The organism is Bacillus sp. JFL15, assembly GCF_001184225.1.
GTDB classification, from domain to species: Bacteria; Bacillota; Bacilli; order Bacillales; family Bacillaceae; genus Bacillus; species Bacillus siamensis.
In genome coordinates this window covers 2,627,171-2,646,009 of the sequence record NZ_KQ236689.1, presented here as the reverse complement: position 1 = coordinate 2,646,009, position 18,839 = coordinate 2,627,171, and the positions used below count along the sequence as shown (strand labels likewise).

General features: G+C 50.3%; 11 protein-coding genes. 5 read left to right on the top strand and 6 right to left on the bottom strand.

Annotated elements, in window-relative coordinates; translation table 11 throughout:
• Position 1: 1 nt before the first annotated feature.
• From sbcC to addB, 4 genes are all read right to left on the bottom strand, one after another.
• Positions 2-3,394, bottom strand: a complete 3,393-nt coding sequence (sbcC, locus tag AD710_RS13200) for an exonuclease subunit SbcC (RefSeq protein WP_049628233.1) — start codon at positions 3,392-3,394, stop codon at positions 2-4.
• Entirely contained in the window at positions 3,391-4,563 is a 1,173-nt protein-coding gene (sbcD, locus tag AD710_RS13195) for an exonuclease subunit SbcD (RefSeq protein ID WP_047476740.1), read from the bottom strand. Before sbcD ends, sbcC begins: the two co-directional genes overlap by 4 nt.
• Positions 4,564-4,628: 65 nt before the next feature.
• Positions 4,629-8,333: a helicase-exonuclease AddAB subunit AddA gene (gene addA, locus AD710_RS13190; RefSeq protein ID WP_049628814.1), complete on the bottom strand. Its 3,705-nt coding sequence runs from the start codon at positions 8,331-8,333 to the stop codon at positions 4,629-4,631.
• Positions 8,320-11,820 (bottom strand): helicase-exonuclease AddAB subunit AddB, encoded by a 3,501-nt coding sequence (addB, locus tag AD710_RS13185; RefSeq protein WP_049628232.1) that lies wholly within the window; start codon positions 11,818-11,820, stop codon positions 8,320-8,322. Before addB ends, addA begins: the two co-directional genes overlap by 14 nt.
• Positions 11,821-11,964: 144 nt before the next feature.
• Between addB and AD710_RS13180 the strand changes: the two genes are divergently transcribed.
• The 5 genes from AD710_RS13180 to AD710_RS13160 all read left to right on the top strand — a co-directional run bounded on the left by AD710_RS13180 (position 11,965) and on the right by AD710_RS13160 (position 16,622).
• The gene (locus AD710_RS13180; RefSeq protein ID WP_032864839.1) at positions 11,965-12,675 is read left to right on the top strand and encodes a DUF421 domain-containing protein; all 711 of its coding nucleotides are present in this window, start codon (positions 11,965-11,967) and stop codon (positions 12,673-12,675) included.
• A 68-nt stretch (positions 12,676-12,743) separates the two neighbouring features.
• Positions 12,744-13,253: a ferritin-like domain-containing protein gene (locus AD710_RS13175; protein WP_049628231.1), complete on the top strand. Its 510-nt coding sequence runs from the start codon at positions 12,744-12,746 to the stop codon at positions 13,251-13,253.
• A gap of 209 nt (positions 13,254-13,462) precedes the next feature.
• On the top strand, positions 13,463-14,086 hold the full coding sequence (locus tag AD710_RS13170; RefSeq protein ID WP_049628230.1) for a TetR/AcrR family transcriptional regulator: 624 nt from the start codon (positions 13,463-13,465) through the stop codon (positions 14,084-14,086).
• Positions 14,087-14,101: 15 nt separating this feature from the next.
• The gene (locus AD710_RS13165) at positions 14,102-15,298 is read left to right on the top strand and encodes an MFS transporter (protein WP_016938295.1); all 1,197 of its coding nucleotides are present in this window, start codon (positions 14,102-14,104) and stop codon (positions 15,296-15,298) included.
• 166 nt (positions 15,299-15,464) lie between these two features.
• Positions 15,465-16,622 (top strand): AbrB family transcriptional regulator, encoded by a 1,158-nt coding sequence (locus AD710_RS13160; protein ID WP_016938296.1) that lies wholly within the window; start codon positions 15,465-15,467, stop codon positions 16,620-16,622.
• Between the two features lie 37 nt (positions 16,623-16,659).
• On the opposite strand, the gene AD710_RS13155 is transcribed toward AD710_RS13160, so the two are convergent.
• Together AD710_RS13155 and AD710_RS13150 are read right to left on the bottom strand one after the other, a co-directional pair.
• Positions 16,660-17,181: a MarR family transcriptional regulator gene (locus AD710_RS13155; protein WP_049628229.1), complete on the bottom strand. Its 522-nt coding sequence runs from the start codon at positions 17,179-17,181 to the stop codon at positions 16,660-16,662.
• 88 nt (positions 17,182-17,269) lie between these two features.
• Positions 17,270-18,748: a monooxygenase gene (locus AD710_RS13150; RefSeq protein WP_049628228.1), complete on the bottom strand. Its 1,479-nt coding sequence runs from the start codon at positions 18,746-18,748 to the stop codon at positions 17,270-17,272.
• Positions 18,749-18,839 lie beyond the last annotated feature (91 nt).

Here is an 18,839-nt window from a genome sequence, read left to right as displayed (position 1 = left end):
CTTACATGATCTCCAATGTGACCCGGGTGCCTTTTCCGCCTGGTTCGGATGGATGAACGATTAATTTTTTCGGAAGGCGCGCTCTCAGCTCCTGCACATGGCTGATCACCCCGACGGACAAATTATCCGATTGCAGTTTTTCCAGCGCTGTGACAACGGTGTCTAAAAGCCCTTGGTCAAGCGTCCCGAATCCTTCATCTAAGAAGAAAAATTGCAGCGGGTATTGACCCCGCAGCTGAATTTGGGCGGACAAAGCAAGCGCAAGCGACAGCGATGTCAGAAACGTCTCCCCCCCAGAAAGGCTTGATACAGGCCGTTTGACGCCGCCGTTCGCGTCATCGCGCATAACGAAGCCGCCTTCTGAATCGACTAAAATGGCATACCGCTGCCTTGTCAGTGCTCCGAGCCGGGCAGAGGCGTCCCGGGCCACGCTTTCCAGCTGTTCTTCCGCTAAAAATTCGACGAATGTATTGCCTTTGCATACAGACTGCAGCTTATCAAGTCTGTCAATCTGCGTCTGCCAGCTTTTCAGTTCGGCTTCAATTTCTTTAAAGCGCTTATGCTGTTTTTGCATAACCGCAAAGGCTTTTGCCTGGGCGCCCTTTTCCTCCATGGCTGCGGCTGACTCAGCCTCCGCCTGCTTCAGCAGAGAAACCGATGCTGTCCATTCTTCTTCCGTTACCCGGCGGTCAGCTAATTTTTCAGTGACACGGCGGATATTTGCCGAAAGCTGCTTTGAGGTGTCGAGAAACTCATCAATTTCTGTTTTCATTTCCTCAGCGCGAGTTTGCGGAAGCAGGCTTTTTTTGACTTGGTCCGGCTCGGCAAACCCGGTATCTTTTGATCTCACGCGCCAGTCATTTTGCGCTTTCTCAAGGGCGGATTCAGCGTCCCGCAGTGACATGAGACTTCCGGATTCCCGGCCTTTTGCGTCATTCAGTGATTGCTGAGCCTGCTTCAGCGCATCGAATAAGGACTGTTCTTTCGTTTTTAACAGCTGTAATTCCTGCCGCACCGCTTCAAGCTTTGCGGAAATTGATGTTTCTTCTGCTGCCGTGCCGAGCTCTTGTTCATACTCGTCAATCACCTGCTGCAGGCGCTCTGATGCATAGTGAAGCTCGAGCCGTTCCCGTTCAAGCTGATGCTTCTTCTCCTGTAGCCGCTCCTTCTCTTCTTCATGTTCCTTGAGAAATGCGATGCTCGTTTCAATGCGCTTCTCAAACTCTTCTGCCTGCCGGTCTTTATCGTCTATAGAAGCCTGCCAGGCGGCAACCTGATTTACCGGAATATCCCCGCAGACTTCGTTGTACTGATTTAAGCGGCTTTCTGAAAGCGATTCAAGCTCTTGTAATGAATGTCTGAGGCGATCGGCTTCTTTTTCCTCATAGCGGATTCGTTCAGCCAGCTGCTCAGCTTGTTTTACCGTCTGCTGATACGCGCTGATCAGTCTCGTGACCTTCTCTTTTACCGACAGCATATCCTGCTTCATTTGTTTCCATCCCAAGCGGACGGCGCTGAACGCTTCATCAAGCGGACGCCCGCTGATGGAAGAAGCGGCTTCCAGCTCCGGGGTCCGGGCGCTTTGCAGGAACGGACATTCTTCGGTAAAACGCCCCGACTGCTCTTCTAATGCAACCTTGGCTGTCAGCACTTCCTGAGAAAGAGCCGCCGCCTCGGACAGCAGCGCTTCAACCTGCTGCAAACGTTCCTGCACATCCGTATCTGGCGAATGTGTTTCATGAGCGGAGCGCGGACGGTCATGCTGCGTCGAGCCGCATACAGGACAAGGTTTTCCTTCAATCAGTTTTTCCGATAATTCTTTCGTTAATGCAGCCGTTCTCGCTTCCTCTGAGCGCCTGCGCAGGTCGGCTTGCGTTTTGCCGGCCCGTTCGGCCGCGGCTTTCAGTGAACGTTCCGTTTCACAAACCATATGGTAAACGGTTTGAAGCGTTTGATAAGCGCGCGTAATGTCTTCTTCTTCCGTTTTCGCTTTTGCGCTGAGCGCCTCGCTTTCTCCGTTCAGCTTCTCCATGTTCTTCATCTGCGTTGACAGATTGGCCCGTTCTTTCGTGATTTGTTCCTGTGTCTGCTGAAAGCCGGCTGCCAGCTGTGCGGCGGTCTGGCATTTTTTCCGTTCATCAGCGGTCACCTGAACTGCCTTCAGCTCTTCTTTCAGCTCATTCTGCCTGTTTTGGCCGCGGATCAGGCGGTCTTTCACTGCGTTCAGCTGTTTCGAAGCGGCTTCGTATTCTTCCTCTTTTTTGCGGTGCTCCGCCTTTGTTTTTTCCGCTTCTTTTTTCGCTTCAAGCAGCTTTTGTTCAACGGCTGACAGTCTTTGATACAATTCTTCTTCCTTGACAAGCTTCGGCTCTTGTTCAGCCTTATGAACCCGCCACGCTTCATAGGCTTCATTTTGCCGGGTAAATGAAGCGGTTTCCGTCTCTGATTTCCGTTTGGCCAGTTCGTGCTCCTGTTCGGCCCGCTGCTGCCGGCGTACGGCTTCCGAATAGCGTTCTGCGTACGGCTCAAGGGCGAGAGCGGTTTCCGCCTCTTTAAGACGCTCAGTCAAATCCGTGATATACGGGCGCCTTTCCTCAAGCTTTTTCAGGCGGTGCTCATATTCATCTCTTTCTGTCTGCAGGTTCCAAATCTCCTGGTGACTTTCAAAACGCTCTTTTGCCCGGACCCGTTTCTTCTCAGCTGCTTCAAGCCGTTCGTTCGCTTCGTGAAACTGCTGTTCCGCCTGCTTCAGCGCATCTTCTCCCGCGTCTCCGAGCCCGGATTGTTCGGCAAGCATTTCATTTTTTTTCGCCGCCGCTTCCTGCGCGCGCTTCCTCAGTTTTTTGACAAGCCTGTCCCCGTACTGTTCCAGATTAAAAAGACGCTGCAGCATATGTCTTCTTTCCGCGCCTTTAAGCGACAGAAACTCGGCAAACTTCCCTTGCGGCAGCACGACGGCTCTTGTAAAGTCGTCAATGGTCAGGCCAAGAAGCTCTTCCACCTTTTTGTTCACTTCATTCGCTTTATCAGCAAGCACGGTTTGTTCATCTTTGATTTCAATTAAGCGGCAGAGGGCGGTTTTCACTTTCGTTTCATCCGTTCTCTTAAATACGCGCTCGACCTTATAGGACACCCGGTGGCCTGATTGAAGCGCGAATGTAAAAGAGACGGCGAGCTGATCTTCGGCATGGTTCAGGATGCCGTGCGTATTATTTGCGGCGCGCTCCACCTTTCCGTATAAAGCGAGTGTCATAGCATCAAGGATCGACGACTTTCCGCTTCCCGTCGGGCCGAAAATTCCGAACACACCCGCTCCGGACAGTCCGGCAAAATCAATCGTCTGTTCCTCTCTGAAGCTGTGAAGCCCTTTTATCGTTAACAGAATCGGCTTCATGTCGCATCCTCCTCATCATCTGCTGACGCAAGCTCTAAAAACAGCTTGACCATCTCCTCATCCGGCACGGCGCCGCCTGTTTGCTTTTCATAAAACTTCTTAAATCGGTCCTCAATTGATATGTGCTTCACTTCAATCCGGTCATTGCCTGTCTCTTTTTCTTCAAAAACCGGCCTGATATGGATAAAGCCGGGATGCGCCTTTCGCAGCCGGTGAATTTCCTCAAGAGAAAGCTGATCCGTCAAATGGATATCAAGATCGATCCAGGCATTCCGGTCACGCCCTTCATCAAGCCAGCCGTGAACCTCGCTCAGCCCCTGCGCTTTCCATTTGACGAGCGGTTTACCCGAGGACAGAAAAATCTCTTCCCACTTCGCTTCTCCGCCAGGCTTCGCTTCTACCACCGTCACCGATTTGGCATAACCGGCTTCTGAAAAGCTGTATGCCAGCGGAGAGCCGGAATAGCGGGCAGCCGTTTTGGCGCGCTTAATCGTTTGCGGACGGTGGAGATGGCCGAGGGCCACATAAGCCGCATCAGCCGGCAGGCTTTCAGCAGCGACCGTGTAAGCGCCCCCGACTTCAATCGGACGCTCTGAATCGGTTTGATTTCCTCCCGCGACATAAATATGGCTCGCTGCGACTTTCACGGCATCATCCCGGCACAGACCGCACATGCGGGCAAACGCCTCTCTGATTTTCACATCGTAATGATCGCGAAGAAGCTTTTCCTCAAACGTATCAGACAGCACTTCGTTTAATCTCGCTTCTGACGGATAGGCCAGCGCGGCTACGGCTAACAGCTCGCCCGCCGACGGCACCTCGATATGGACGGGTTCTGTCCGCGGATAGCCGATTAAATGAATGCCCCGCTCATCTGTTAACGGAGAAGCCGCCGCCAGCCTGTCAGGATTGTCATGGTTTCCGGCAATGACGACAACCGGGCGTTTTCCGCCGTCAGAAAGCGCGGAAAGACTTTCATAATACAATTGCTCAGCGAGCGCAGGCGGATTGACCGTATCAAATACATCTCCTGCCATAATGACCGCATCAATGTTTTCTTCTTTGACAATGGTATTCAGCTCTTCCAATACCTCGGCCTGCTCACTCAGCCGGCTTCTGCCTTCAAGCGTTTTGCCGAGATGCCAGTCAGCTGTATGTAAAATGCGCATACCGCATTCACCTCACTTTTCTGATAGAAAAAAAGATCCGCTCCAAAAAGGAGCTTCGGATCTTATTACAGTGTAAGAACGTGACCTCCATCGAAGAAATAGAGCGCACGCCCTTTCACTTTCGTTTTTGTAATTTGTTCAATCGCTTTTGTATACAATTCGATTTGTGTTTCATACCTTTTTTGCAGGATCGGGGCCGCGCCTTCAAATCCGTTCCGGAATTTCCCCTCTATCCGATCCGTTTTATAGTCCAGCAAATAGAGTCCGTCCGCCGTTTCGTAGAGGCAGTCAATAATCCCCTGTACGAGCAGCGGTTCACCGGCCGTTTCGGCATCCTTGTACACCTCGCCGGCCGGAAGCGCCATACTGAACGGCACCTCCCGATCAATCCGCCGCGCCCCGAGAAGGTCTTTCCCGATTTCAGTTTCGAAAAACTGTATAATGTCGTCGATATCAATAGCGTCCCGCTGCTCTTCTGTCAGCAGCTCTTTTTCGTGAAGCGTCCGAACCGTCCGCTCCGCTTCTTCGGCAGTCGGAACGTGCGTCAGCGGTATGTGCTGCATCACCGTATGCATCGCCGTCCCTTTTTCCGCGGCCGTCAGCCCCTTTTTCATCATAAAACTGGGACGCTTGTATAAAAGAGTGTCCCCTGACGGTTTGATGAGGGAGCGGCCGCTGTATTCATCCTCGTATTCTTGCTTTCTCTTCAGCTCAGAAACTGACTGCTTCGTTCTGATAGCCGTCAGCTCTCGGTACGGGTATTCCCATTCAAGGAGACGGCGCGCCTGATCATCAAATGAAAACGAATCAGGAATCGGCTCACCCTGCTGAATCGCCTTGAGACGTTTGCTCTTTTCTTCAGCCCGTTCTTTTGGGTTATCTTCCAGCAGTTCACTTTGCTGCAGCATCCGGATGTGAAAACGCGACGGGTCGTGCGCGATATCCTCCGGAGCTGAAAGACCCGGCGGCCTGTGCGCCTCCATGTCACGGTGGCGGATAAGCGCCGGCCCGATAAAGTCCAAATAAGATGCCGCCTGATAGCGGTCGAATTCAGAGAGAAGCCAATCGGCCCTGTCCGCTTGCGCCTGCCATTTGGCCAGCTGTTTTTCCCGGTTTTTGCAGGAACCGATGAGAAACAGCTTTTCCTTCGCTCTTGTCAGCGCTACATATAACACGCGCAATTCTTCTGATAAAAGCTCTCTGCGCATTTTTTTCTTCATCGCCACAAGCGGCAGAGTCGGATAGCTGATTCTGAGTTCCGGATGAATATACTTCGTGCCGAAACCGAGCTCTTTATCAAGCAGGTATGATTTGTTGAGATCCATCATATTAAAACTTCTGCCGAGTCCGGCGGTGAAAACGACGGGGAATTCAAGTCCTTTGCTGCTGTGAATCGTCATCAGCCGAACGACATCCTCCTGCTCGCTGAGCGCCCGCGCCGTCCCCAGATCATCGCCGCGCTCCTGCATCCGTTCAATGAACCGCAAAAAGCGGAATAACCCGCGGAACGCCGTCGCTTCGTACGAGCGCGCCCGGTCATACAAGACGCGCAGATTGGCCTGGCGCTGCTTTCCGCCAGGCATGCCGCCTGCATAATCAAAATATCCTGTATCGCGGTATACTTCCCAAATCAGCTCAGCTACCGAATGATTCGTCGAGAATGACCGCCACTTTTGCAGATTGTCATAAAATGTTCTCAGCTTTTGATACAGCTCGTCATGTCTGTCACCGTTCGCTATATATGCTTTCAGCGCTTCATAAAACGGCGCTTTTTTCATTTCCAGGCGTATCAGCGCAAGTTCATTTTCGTCACAGCCGACAATGGGCGAGCGCAGTACTGAAGCAAGCGGAATATCCTGATACGGGTTGTCAATCACCTTCAAGACCGAAAGCGCCGCAGCCACCTCCACGGCTTCAAAATAACCCGACGTCAAATTGGCGTACACCGGAATGCCCTGGTTTTTCAGTTCTTCCATCAATTGCGGCGCCCAAGGCATGGAACGCAGCAAAATCACGATATCCCGGTACTGGATATTCCGGTGTGTTTTGGTTTTGCCGTCATAGACCTTAAACGGAGATGAGACAAGCTTCCGGATCTCCCCGGCTATCGCTTTTGCTTCCCAATGCACGGTTTCAAAATCTTCGACATCCTCGGAGCTGTCTGCATCATCAGCACTGTCAATCAGCAGCAGTTCCGTATCCGCCGCGTCATTCGGCGGATACGACGCACCGAGCTTCAATGCCGCCTGTTCATCGTAGTCCACTTCGCCGATTTTGCCGCCCATCAGCTGCTTAAACAAGAAATTCGTACTGTCCAAAATATCGGAGCGGCTGCGGAAGTTTCGGTTCAGGTCAATTTTCTGCCCCGCGCCTTCTCCGCTCTCTGTAAACCTTTTATATTTCCCGAGAAACAGCAGCGGCTCGGCAAGTCTGAATCGGTAGATCGATTGTTTGACATCGCCTACCATAAACAGATTTCCCGCCTCTTCATTCCCGCTTTTCACAAGCTGGAGAATAGATTCCTGCACAAGATTGGTATCTTGATATTCATCAACCAGAACCTCATGGAACTGCTCTTGATAATAAACTGCCGCTTCACTCGGCACCCGCCGGCCGTCTTCATCAGCCGCAGTTAAAATCGCCAGACAGTAATGTTCCAAATCTGAGAAATCAATGATTGATTTTTCTTGTTTCGCCGCTTCAAATCGTTTTCCGTACGAAATCACGAGCTGAACGAGCGTTTCAATGACAGGCTTCATGTCTGTTAAACTCTTTAAATGATCTTGCGGGCTTCTTGTAAAGTAATCGGTCTTTAATTTTTCGATCAGTTTTTTCGCGCCGTTTCGCAAATCGGTCGCTTCATCCAAAAGCGCCTTGTCAAATTCATCACCTTTTACCGCCTTAGCCCGCTTAAATGTGACCGCGGGAACCCGTTCATACAGCGCCTCAAAGTCATGCCGGCAGCTGATCAGCTCTTCTATCTGCTGAAGATCGTCCAGAAAATTATCAGCGCGCGGCGCCGGCCCGCCGGGCGCTTTTGTCAGTTCAAGCGCCTTTTCAAGCTTTTGCTTTGCCCCGAAGAGCGCCATTTCAGCATCTTCTCTCACATACTCGTAAAACGGCAGCTCTTCCATTTTGCTTTCTTCCGTCACATCATATAGGCGGACAAAGCTTTTCAGCCACGCTTCCGGATCAGGATGAGAACGTGAATACTCGTACACTCGCTTGACGAGATCTTGAAGATCCAAATCATGCCTGTCCGTCGTATATCTGTCCACAAGCTCAAAAAACGCCTGACTCCCTTTTGCGTATTCATCCTCAAACAGCTCATCAAGGACTTCGTCTCCGAGCAATTCGCCTTCCGTCTGATCAGCCATCCGAAAGCCCGGGTCAAGATCAATCATATAATAATATTTTTTAAGCACCTGCAGACAGAAAGAGTGCAGCGTCGAAATGCTCGCCCGATTTAATAGAGAGAGCTGCCGTCTGATATGGAGAGATCCCGGATTTTTGGCGAGCTCTTTTTCTAATGCTTCAGCGATCCGATGCTTCATTTCCGCTGCTGAGGCGTTTGTAAAGGTCACCACAAGGAGCCTGTCAACATCAACCGGATCTTCCTCCGCGGTTATCTTTTTGATCATCCGTTCCACGAGCACGGCGGTTTTACCTGATCCGGCTGCGGCAGCGACCAGAATATCGCGGCCGGAAGAAACGATGGCGCTCCATTGGTCATCCGTCCATATGCTGTCTTTCGGTTTAGGAATTTGCATCATCATCCGCCTCCTTTTTCAGCCAATCCAGTATGGTGCCGTCTTTTTCCGCTTTCAGGCTGCGGTATTCATTTTCCTTAAGAGACTCATCAAACTGGCACACCGATTTAAATGCACAGTACGTACAAGGCGTCTTATCTTTCAGCTTATACGGGGTAATGGACACAAGCCCGTCCGTTATCGCTTCGCCCGCCTGTTCAAATGTCCGCCGCACATGGTCTGTCAGGAGATGAAAATCCTGTTCGCTGACTGCGGCTGAATCGGATCTTAAAGAACCGTCCTTTTTCAAACCTGCATTAATGATATTTGAACGTCCTTCCTCCAAAGTCGTGTCCATCAGGCTGATTGCCTCCCGGTCACCGAGGAGAAGACCTTTCATTTTAAATTTCTTGAAAATTTCCTGCTCGATTTCATCTAGCCCCATCGGCAGACTGGCCTGAATCATCGGATCATGGATATGGAAATACAAAACGCCTGCGGGTGTCGCTTTCATGCCGAGCCAATCCGCTGAATGTGTAATCGATAAGTCAAGGTACGTGAGCATTTGCAGAGCGAGCCCGTAATATACCTCAGCCAGATCAAGCCCCTTGTCGCTTGATTTGTAATCCACGATTCTAAGCAGCAGGCCTTTTGAACTTTCCGCTTTATCCACGCGGTCGATCCGGCCGACGAGTTCCATCGTACAGCCGTTTTTCAGCGTGAAAGTGAGCGGAGGCAGCGGACCGTTTCCGCCGAAACCGAGTTCAAGGCCGATCGGGACGAAACCGCTCGCCTTCGCATGCTCGCTTAATATGCCTGAGACTCGCGTGACGATCTTCTGCAGTTTTTCCTTCACATAAAAGTGTCTGTTTGAACTGAGCAGAATTTCTTTTTGCAGCCTTGGCGCAAGCCGTTCCACCGCTTCATAGGAGAAATTCCGGCACTGATCTTTCGTCAGATCGCGCCATTCCAGCTTCTGCTCACGAAGCCGGTCTGAAATCAGCTTGAGGCTGGAGTGAAACAGCTGTCCGATATCCGGCGCTTCCAGCTTGAAAAACTGCCGCTCTTTTAATTGAAGCCCGTGAGATGCAAAATGAGAAAACTGGCAGGCATTAAACGCCTCCATCCGGGAGACGCTTCCTTTAATGTGCTCGCCGTAAAGCTGGCGCGAAACAGGACGTTCAAGACGCTTCGCCTCATTGCGGAAAAACAGGCTTGAAAACAGCTTTTTCGCGCGCCGGTGATCAGGCTCTTTCATCAGCACATTGTATGCGCTCCACCATACATCACTGATTTCATACTCTCTTGTCCACAGCCTGAGCTGGCTTGCCGTATACGTCTGCGCCACCTGTTTATTGACGAGATACTGAAGCTGCTCTTCTTCGCTTACCTGCTCGGGATCAGCAGCCGACAGTTTTTCCTGGTGATCGGGAAACAGCTCACCAAGCCTGTTTACAACAATTGACGGCAGAAGCGTTTTTCCTTCCGCATCGGCAATCGGATATGACACATACAGACGGTCAGACGGACTTGACAGCGCCATATAGATGAGAAAATGCTCATCAAGCAGCCGCTCACGCCCCGCGGAAGACAGCTCCACTCCGACCGCTCTCAGCCACTCCCGGTCATCATCGGACAGCACGCCGTTTTCATCCGGGCGCGCCGGAAGAACGCCGTCATTGGCCCCGATGACAAACGTGCAGGACGTGCCGTACATTCTTGACAGGTCCATATTCCCTACAAACACTTGGTCAAGCGCAGGGGGAATTAAAGAAAAATAAAGTGATTCCGTTCCCGTTTCAAGCATTTGCTGGAACAGCGCCAAAGACATTTCATCTTCACCCATCATGCCGGCAAACTCCTCGAGAAGCTGGATAACGGCATCCCATGCCTGGCCGTGCTGCTGCGCTTCAATCATGTTTCCGGACTCTTCGGCCTGCTGCCTTTTCCGGTCCAGCTTCAGGGGAACATCGGTATCTTCCAAAAAGAGATAAAGAGCTTCCGCCATGCTTTGAACCGTTTTCGCTTTTTTCATCCGGTTTTGAAGCCGGACAAGGGGCGCGGCCATCCATTCTCTCGTCTCATTCAGCATTTGCTCCATCTCTATTTCCTGATCCGTCTGCGCGAAATCCTCATCGAGCGATACGAAGCGCCTGTATACAAACCGCTCGCCGTTCGTCCAGCGCTCCCCTTTAATTCCGTAGGCGATACAGTAGTTTTCAAGCTGATCGACCTGCTCTCTTATTTTCTGCACCGGCTGATCAAGCGGGAATAACAGTTCGGTTTTCGCACAGCGGAACACCGCTTCATATCTCCAGTTCCCCTTTACGACATCCAAACTTGAACGGATGAATTCTATAAGCGGGTGATGCTGCATAGAAGCTTTTCCGTCAATAAAATAAGGAAGCCCGTAATCTGCAAACACTTCCTTCAGCAAATCTTTATAATCTTCCGGCTGGCGGATGAGAATCGCCATATCCCGGTACCGGTATCCTCCGTCCCGGACAAGCGATTGAATTTCCCGGGCAATACCCTCAAGCTCGGCTCTTCTGTTTTGCGCCTGTATGACGGTAAACGCTTCCTGCCTGCCGGTATACGCCGCGGCGGGACGCACATCGTACTGCGATTCTAAACAGGCAAGTTCCGGCACATGCTGATGCCGTTTCGTGCCATGCAGTTCCTTGCAGGAAATATCGGCATTCAATTCCTTTGCCGTCTGATAAAGCTTATAGTACGTGCTTCCCGTCATTCTGAACAGATCGAGCTCATCCGGTGCCTGTTCTCCCGAAGGGCTGTCCGCCGTCAGCGAGAATGTCACATGTTCAGCATGCATGATCAGCTGCTCCAGCACCCTTAATTCCTGCGGTGTAAATTGATAGAAGCCGTCGACGTAAACTCTGGCGCCTTTTACAACATCCGCTAACGGAAGCTGCTGGGCGAGCAGCGTCAAATAATCCTCTGAATGCAGATAGTGGCCGGCGAGGCTTCTTTCCATCTGCTGATATAAAATGCCTAAATCATGAAGTTTTTCAGACAGCATCCGCTCTCCGCGATATTCTGACGCCGTTCCGCTTTCGGCCATGCGGCGGACGTCTTCAGGCTCAACACAGTAACGCTTAAACTCTGTCAGCATCCGTTCCACCTGCTCAGTGAACCCGGTTTTGTCACTCGCTTTTTGATACACTTTAAAATCGTGCTTATGCTCTTCAATCAGCTTCCTCAACAGCATCTGCACACCCGTCGTCGTCACAAACGGACGGTTCATGCCTCCGGTATGCTGAAGCACGCGCCACGCCAAACGCGAAAAACTGAACACTTGAGCGCGTATCATGCCGCCGATATCCGGCGTTTTAGCAAGCTCATATTCCATTAAAAACGTCATTTGATCCGGGACTAGAAAAATGATCGGTTTCCCGAACGGCTCCCGGCGCAGTTCATCTTGAATGCTGTCGATAATCAGCCTCGTTTTCCCACTCCCCGATCTGCCTACTAAAAACTCAACACCCAAATTAGAAGACCCCTCTCTTTTTATCTTTCTACATTTTATCGAAAGTTGACGAAAATGACCAATCTCATCTGCTGGTAAAAACGGGATGACTGTTTTAAAAAATATCGTTTTTGACCAAATTAAAGACAAAAAGGATTAAATATCATGTCAGAATATCTCGAAGTGATTGTGCGAACGATTCTGTCGTTCAGCATTTTGTTTATCGGCGCCCGGATACTCGGAAAACAAACCATATCACAGATGACGCTTTTTGATTTCATTGCGGCCATCTCGCTCGGCGCCATCACAGCCAATCTGTCGTTTAATACAAAACTGCCGATTCATTTTACTGTCAGTGCTTACACGATTTTCGTGGTCATCATTTATCTTGTCGCATATCTTTCTATGAAAAACAGAACTGCCAGGGGTTTCTTTGCGGGCAAACCGACCATCATCATTCAAAACGGAAAAATACTTGAGCATAATATGAAAACGATGCGCTATACCCTCGACTACCTGAACCAGCAGCTTCGTGTAAATGATGTATTTGACATTTCTCAGGTTCAGACGGCCATCATTGAAACCAACGGCAGCATGTCAGTGGAGGTCAAACCGGAATTCGCGCCCGTTACAAGACAGGATCTCGGCATTTTTGCAGGACACGAAAAGAACTTTGCCGTTGAGCTCATTATGGACGGCCAGCTGGTGACGAAGAATTTCGAAGAAAACCACGTATCGGAAAAATGGCTCAGAGAAGAATTGGACAAGAGAAACCTTACACCCGAAGAGGTCGTATACGCGGTGCGCGGAAGCAACGGCCGGCTGTTTGTCGATACATATAATGACCATATCACATCGCCGCTTGATCAAGAATAAGCATGACATCCGCACATGTCACGGGCTATCGCCGTATAATACCCTATAAATATCCGGGGGTGAGTCCAATGCACGAGAATTTTTTTCATTATACAGCCGTCTGCGGCGACGACTCTGTTCTTATAAAAGATCTGATAAAATCCATTAACGGCGAATACAGCGCTGTGATCTGCTACTCGATATTAGCCGAAAAAGCGCCGACCGCAGAAATCAGAAGACGAATCGAACATATCAGAGAGGAAGAAATGCGCCACCTGCACGCCTTCTCTTCACTGTATACTTCAATTACCGGAAACCAGTTGACGCCGAAACAGACGGAACATTGTCCGCACACATACAGAGAAGGACTGAGGGCGGCGTTTTATGATGAGCAGAAAACGAATGATTTTTATTTGCAGGCATCCGATAGAGCGGTACACCCGGAAGCGAAGCGGTTATTTGCCCGAACAGCATTTGACGAGCAGCGTCATGCCGTCTGGTTTTTATACGATATGGCCCACTCTCCTTCCCACCATACAGGGGGAACGGTATCAAACGCGCCGAACACGAGCTACACCCAGGCAAATACCGGGAAATAACGCTCCCCCGCCGGGAGCATTCAGGCCGCAGACAAACCCCGTTCTTTCAATAGGAGAGAATGGGGTTTATTTTTCGAGCTGCGTAATCCTCTCTAAAAAACGGACAACTTCTTCATTGTATAATCAGCAAAAACACTTTATAATAAAATAAACCAACCGGTCGGTTTTTAAGGAACCGAGCCTCACTTGGCGGAAAGGATTTGTGTGATGTGACAAATACAAAAGGCGGCGCCGGAAAGAGCGAAAAGACGAAGAAAAAGCTCGTATCCGCTTCGCGTGACTTATTTGCAAAAAAAGGTTATTCAGAAACCTCAATCCGGGATATCTTAGAGGCGGCCGAGATCAGCAAAGGCAATCTTTATCATCATTTTAAAGGAAAAGAGTTTCTGTTTCTTCATATCATGGAAGAGGATCACCGCGTGATGATTGAGACGTGGAGGGAAATGGAAGCCGACCTGAAAGACGCTGCCGAAAAGCTGACGGGCTTTGCAGAACTGCTCAGCCGGATGAGCATCAATTACCCGCTGATGAGAGCAAGTGAAGAGTTTTATGCGAGCGCGTTTACGTCAGAGGAGGTCGTAAAACGTCTCAACAAAATTGATATTGAATATGACGATGTGATGAGAGATATCTTAACAGAGGGAAATCAAGACGGCAGCTGGTCCATTCATCATGTCGAATCAAAAGTGAAAATCCTGCTGTCTGTCTTTTACGGTTTGGATGTGTTATATAAAAACGATTCCATTCAGCAAAGAAGAGAATTACAAAAAGAAGCCATCTCTGTGTTTATTCACGGAGTCATCAATGCCGATCAACAGAATCAGGACAGCTGACAAAGGAGAAACAACATGCAAAAACCGATTAGAGAACAAAAAGCTGTACTCATCATCTTATTAAGCAACATATTTATTGCGTTTTTAGGGATTGGGTTAATTATTCCCGTTATGCCGCTGTTTATGAATGTGATGCACTTGACAGGCAGCACAATGGGATACCTTGTCGCTGCCTTTGCCGTCGCGCAATTAATCGCATCCCCCATTGCGGGAAGATGGGTTGACCGCTTCGGCAGAAAAATCATGATTCTCGCCGGGCTGTTTCTGTTCGCATTATCCGAGCTGACCTTCGGGTTGGGTACACATGTCTGCGTTTTGTACTTTGCAAGGGTGCTGGGGGGCGTCAGCGCCGCTTTTATCATGCCCGCTGTTACAGCGTATGTCGCAGATATTACGACAGTGCAGGAAAGATCCAAGGCGATGGGCTATGTATCTGCCGCCATCAGCACAGGTTTTATCATCGGGCCCGGCATAGGAGGATTTATTGCCGATCACGGTGTCCGTATGCCGTTTTTCTTTGCGGCGGGAATTGCATTTATCGCAGTGATTTCCTCTGTCTTTATGCTGAAAGAGCCATTGACTAAAGAGGAACGCGCCCAGCAGATGGAAAGCGTCAAAGAGTCAACCTTCTTAAAAGATTTGAAAAAGTCGATTCACCCAAGCTACCTGATCGCCTTTATCATCGTCTTTGTGCTGGCATTCGGGCTGTCAGCGTACGAAACGGTGTTCAGTTTATTTACAAACCATAAATTCGGCTTTACGCCAAAGGATATCGCCGTTATTATTACGTTCAGCTCCATTGTTGCGGTCATCATCCAAGTGCTCGCATTCGGCAAGCTTGTCAACTTCCTCGGGGAGAAAAAAGTCATTCAGCTTTGTCTGGTCATCGGGGCTGTGCTGGCTTTCGTTTCTACGGTGATGTCAGGATTTTTGCCCGTGCTTGCTGTCACCTGCATTATATTCCTTGCGTTTGATTTACTGCGCCCGGCACTGACCACTTTCCTATCGAAAATCGCAGGAAATCAGCAGGGATTTGTCGCCGGAATGAACTCAACATACACGAGTTTAGGCACCATTTTCGGCCCGGCTCTGGGCGGTATTTTATTTGATATGAATATTCACTTCCCGTTTCTTTTCGCAGGCGTGGTCTTATGTCTCGGTCTGGGCCTGACCCTTGTGTGGAAAGGAAAGGCCGGCGAGGTTTCGGAGTAGGGTGCGCTCCCCCCTTCTCCGGAGCTTTTTTTGTTTATGATAAGAAAAATGAATGGATTATGAGAAATAATTCATCATTTATTTATCTCAAAATCTATACTATAGTAATAGTAAGGTTAACGAGCTTAACAATTTAATATGAATGTTTCAGGAAGAAGGGTTTTCATTGAAGAAAGACAAACATCTCCTTACGGATATCTGGTTTATTCTCATCAGTGCGGCAGGGGGGTTTCTTCTTTCGCTTACAGGAATGTCGATCGCCTGGATGCTCGGAACGCTTGCCGCCGGCTGCATCCTCTCCATGACGAGGCCCCGCTGGCTGTTCATGGCGGCTGACAGAAGAGGGATTAACCGCAGATGGCTTGCGGCGGGACAAATGATTCTCGGCATCGAACTCGGCCAAAAACTGAACCTGTCCGTTCTTTCAGTTTTACGGGATCATTGGCTTCCGGTAGGCTTCATGCTGATTTTCTCTATCGCGATGGCGCTTGTTTCCGGATATGTGCTCTTTCGGTTCAGCCGGACGGACATGATGACAAGCTTTGTAGGCACGGCGCCGGGCGGTCTATCCGCCATGCCCGGTATCGCCCAGGAAGTCGGCGCAAACACCGCGATTGTAAGTCTCATTCAGCTGACACGTGTCCTTTTGGTTGTCATGACAATACCGTTTCTCGTCATTTTCTTATTTACCAAACAAAACGGTACGGCTCAGACATCAGCCGGAGCCGTTTCAGCAGGAGCTTCACATCCGGGCCTTATTCCCGTCTTGTTAACGGCCGGATTTATTTTGGCTGCCTGGCTTGCAAGTAAGGCCGCCAAACGGCTGAAATTTCCCGCGCCTTGGCTGCTCGGCAGTATGATCGGCGTTGCTGCCGCGGAAATCGGCGTGTCAGCTTTAGCGGGAAAAGACATGCTGGCCTGGTGGCCGCCGGAAGCGAACCAGCTGTCACAAATTTTTCTCGGCGCCACAATCGGTTCAAAAATGTACAAAAGCATGTTCACCGGCGTGTCCAGAGTGCTTACGATCGGATTTATTTCCTCCGTCGGATTAATCGCCGCAATGATTCTGAGTGCGGTTGCCGTTTCTAAATTAACGGGCATCTCCATGATTACATCCGTTCTCGCCTTCTCTCCCGGCGGAATCGCTGAGATGGCGGCGACTTCGATCACCCTGCATGAGGACTCGACTTTCGTCGTCGCGGTTCAGGTCATCAGGATCGTTCTCGTCATCGCCATGCTTCCGCCCTTCTATCGCCTGCTGCACCACCTTTCTCAGCTGAAAAAGGCGCACGGCGATAGAGGCCGGGCAGAAAGAGGAACATGAGCCGGATAAAAAAACACGCATAAGGATGCGTGTTTTTTTATTTCAACAGCTGCCCGACGCCATTTACAGAGCGCCAGTTTGCTGAAAGATCACGGAACAGCCGTTCAGCAAATAACAGTTCTTCGTCTGTATAGCGATCCAAAAACGCCAAGAACCGCTTTTTTATCATTTCGTGGTATTCATGATGAAGGGAATGCAGCTCTTTTCCGGCAGGAGTCAGCCGGAAATAGACTTCTTTTTTATTGTCGCTCAGCCGGGTTCTGCGCAGGAAGCCGGCTTCCAAAAACTTCGCGCAGCTTCTCGACACGGTCGGTTTTGTCGTCTTCATTTTATCTGCTATTGATGTGACATTGATCGGTTCATGATCTCCGATACAAGATAAAATGTGTATTTCCGTCAAGGTCAGCTGAAGTTTTTTGCCGTTTTCTTCTCGGAGTTCGTCCATCCGTCCGGCTAATGACGCCCTGATATCCTCCTGACACCTCTCCTGCTCGTGGAAAATGTCTGTCAGCCCCTCAAGAATCATGTGTTTTGCATGGTCTGGCTGTCTTCTGTCCAACTGCTGAGTCACCCTTCCGTATGGATTGTTTCTTTTACTATAACGTTTTGTTACGGAAGAAACAATCATACAGGCGCAAAAAAGCGTATCAGATAAGTCCCCATCTCTCCAAACCGGCCAGTACGGCTTCTTCCGCTTCACGTCCCGAGCCGCCGGCCGCCCAAGCCGCGTGGCCGTCCGGCCGGATCAAAACAGAATGGACATCATCCCAGCCGGCACGTGTTTCAGCAAGCTCCGCCCTGACAGCTGCCACGCTGTCCGTATCAATACCGGCGGGAATGCTTCCCCTTAATGACAGCAGCACAAAGCCGCCCTTGTGAAGAAAATCATACAGCCGGGCCGGCCGGCCGTCATGAAGAGTCAGCTCTATATCAGGCAGCCGTTTTCCGTTCAGGATATGCGGCGCAAGCTCCGGGTCCGGTTCATAATGCAGATCAAGCGCGGATACTTTTCCCGCCAATAAACGGTTGGCCTCCTGAAAATCGAGCAAAGCGGTCATCGTATCTCTTAATGCCATCCCTGACTCGGTAAAATCCATGAGCTTGATCTGGGTTTTTATATTGTGCAATACTTCTTTTCCTGTGCTGTGCCTTTCCTGATGATAGCTGTCCAGAAGATGAGGCGCCGCTTTTCCCTTCATTTGCGCCCCCAGCTTCCAGCCGAGGTTGAAGGCATCCTGAAGCCCCGTGTTCAGCCCTTGGCCGCCTGCGGGAAAATGAATATGCGCCGCATCACCGGCCACAAAAACCCGGCCTGAGCGGTATTGTTCGGCCTGACGCTCGGCATTGCCGAACCTTGACGTCCACACCGGATCACTCAATCCGAAATCAGTGCCGCATATCCGCCGCAGGTCTTCTTTCAGCTCTTTTTCTGTGACTGGCTCTTCCTTCCGCTTTTGCGGGACGTGCGGAGAAACGATCAGAACGCGGAAAAGTCCGTCCGTAAGAGGGACAATGACAACCGATCCCGCCAGACGGCACGTTGAAAAAAAGGCAGATTCAGGCGGAGTTTTCAAAACGGCATCACAGAGGGTTCCTATTAAGTCGGCATCAGTGCCCGAAAAAGCGATGCCCGCCTGTTTCCGGACAATGCTCCCCGCTCCGTCTGTACCCGCGGCATATAAGCTGCGCAGGGTGCGGATACCGCTTTCATCCCGGAACACCGTCTCCACTCCGTCATCCGTCTGGGTAACGGACACCGCTTCCGCCCCGCGGATAATATCTGCGCCTAAACTTGATGCATATTCTTCCAAGAGCCGCTCCGTATCAGCCTGAGGCAGCATTAACGAATAATTCTGCTTAGAATCCAGCCGGGAAAAATCCAGCCGTGTATCCAGCATCGAAAAATGGCCGGATGACACCTTCGTCCCTTTATCCAAAAAGCGTTCCAATATGCCTCTCATTGCAAAAAGCTCCAGTGTGCGCGGATGCATAATAAGCGCCTTGGAATAGGGCACCGTCTTCTTCAATCGTTCAATGACAGTCGTTTTCACTCCGGCCAGCGCCAGTTCTGATGCAAGCATAAGCCCGACCGGACCTCCCCCGATAATGGCAGCCTGTGTTTCCATCTCATCAGCCTTCTTTCATATTTATTGTTACACGCGCAACAAAATCATCAAAAATAAAACGCTTGATTTTTGTTTCACGCGTAACAATCTC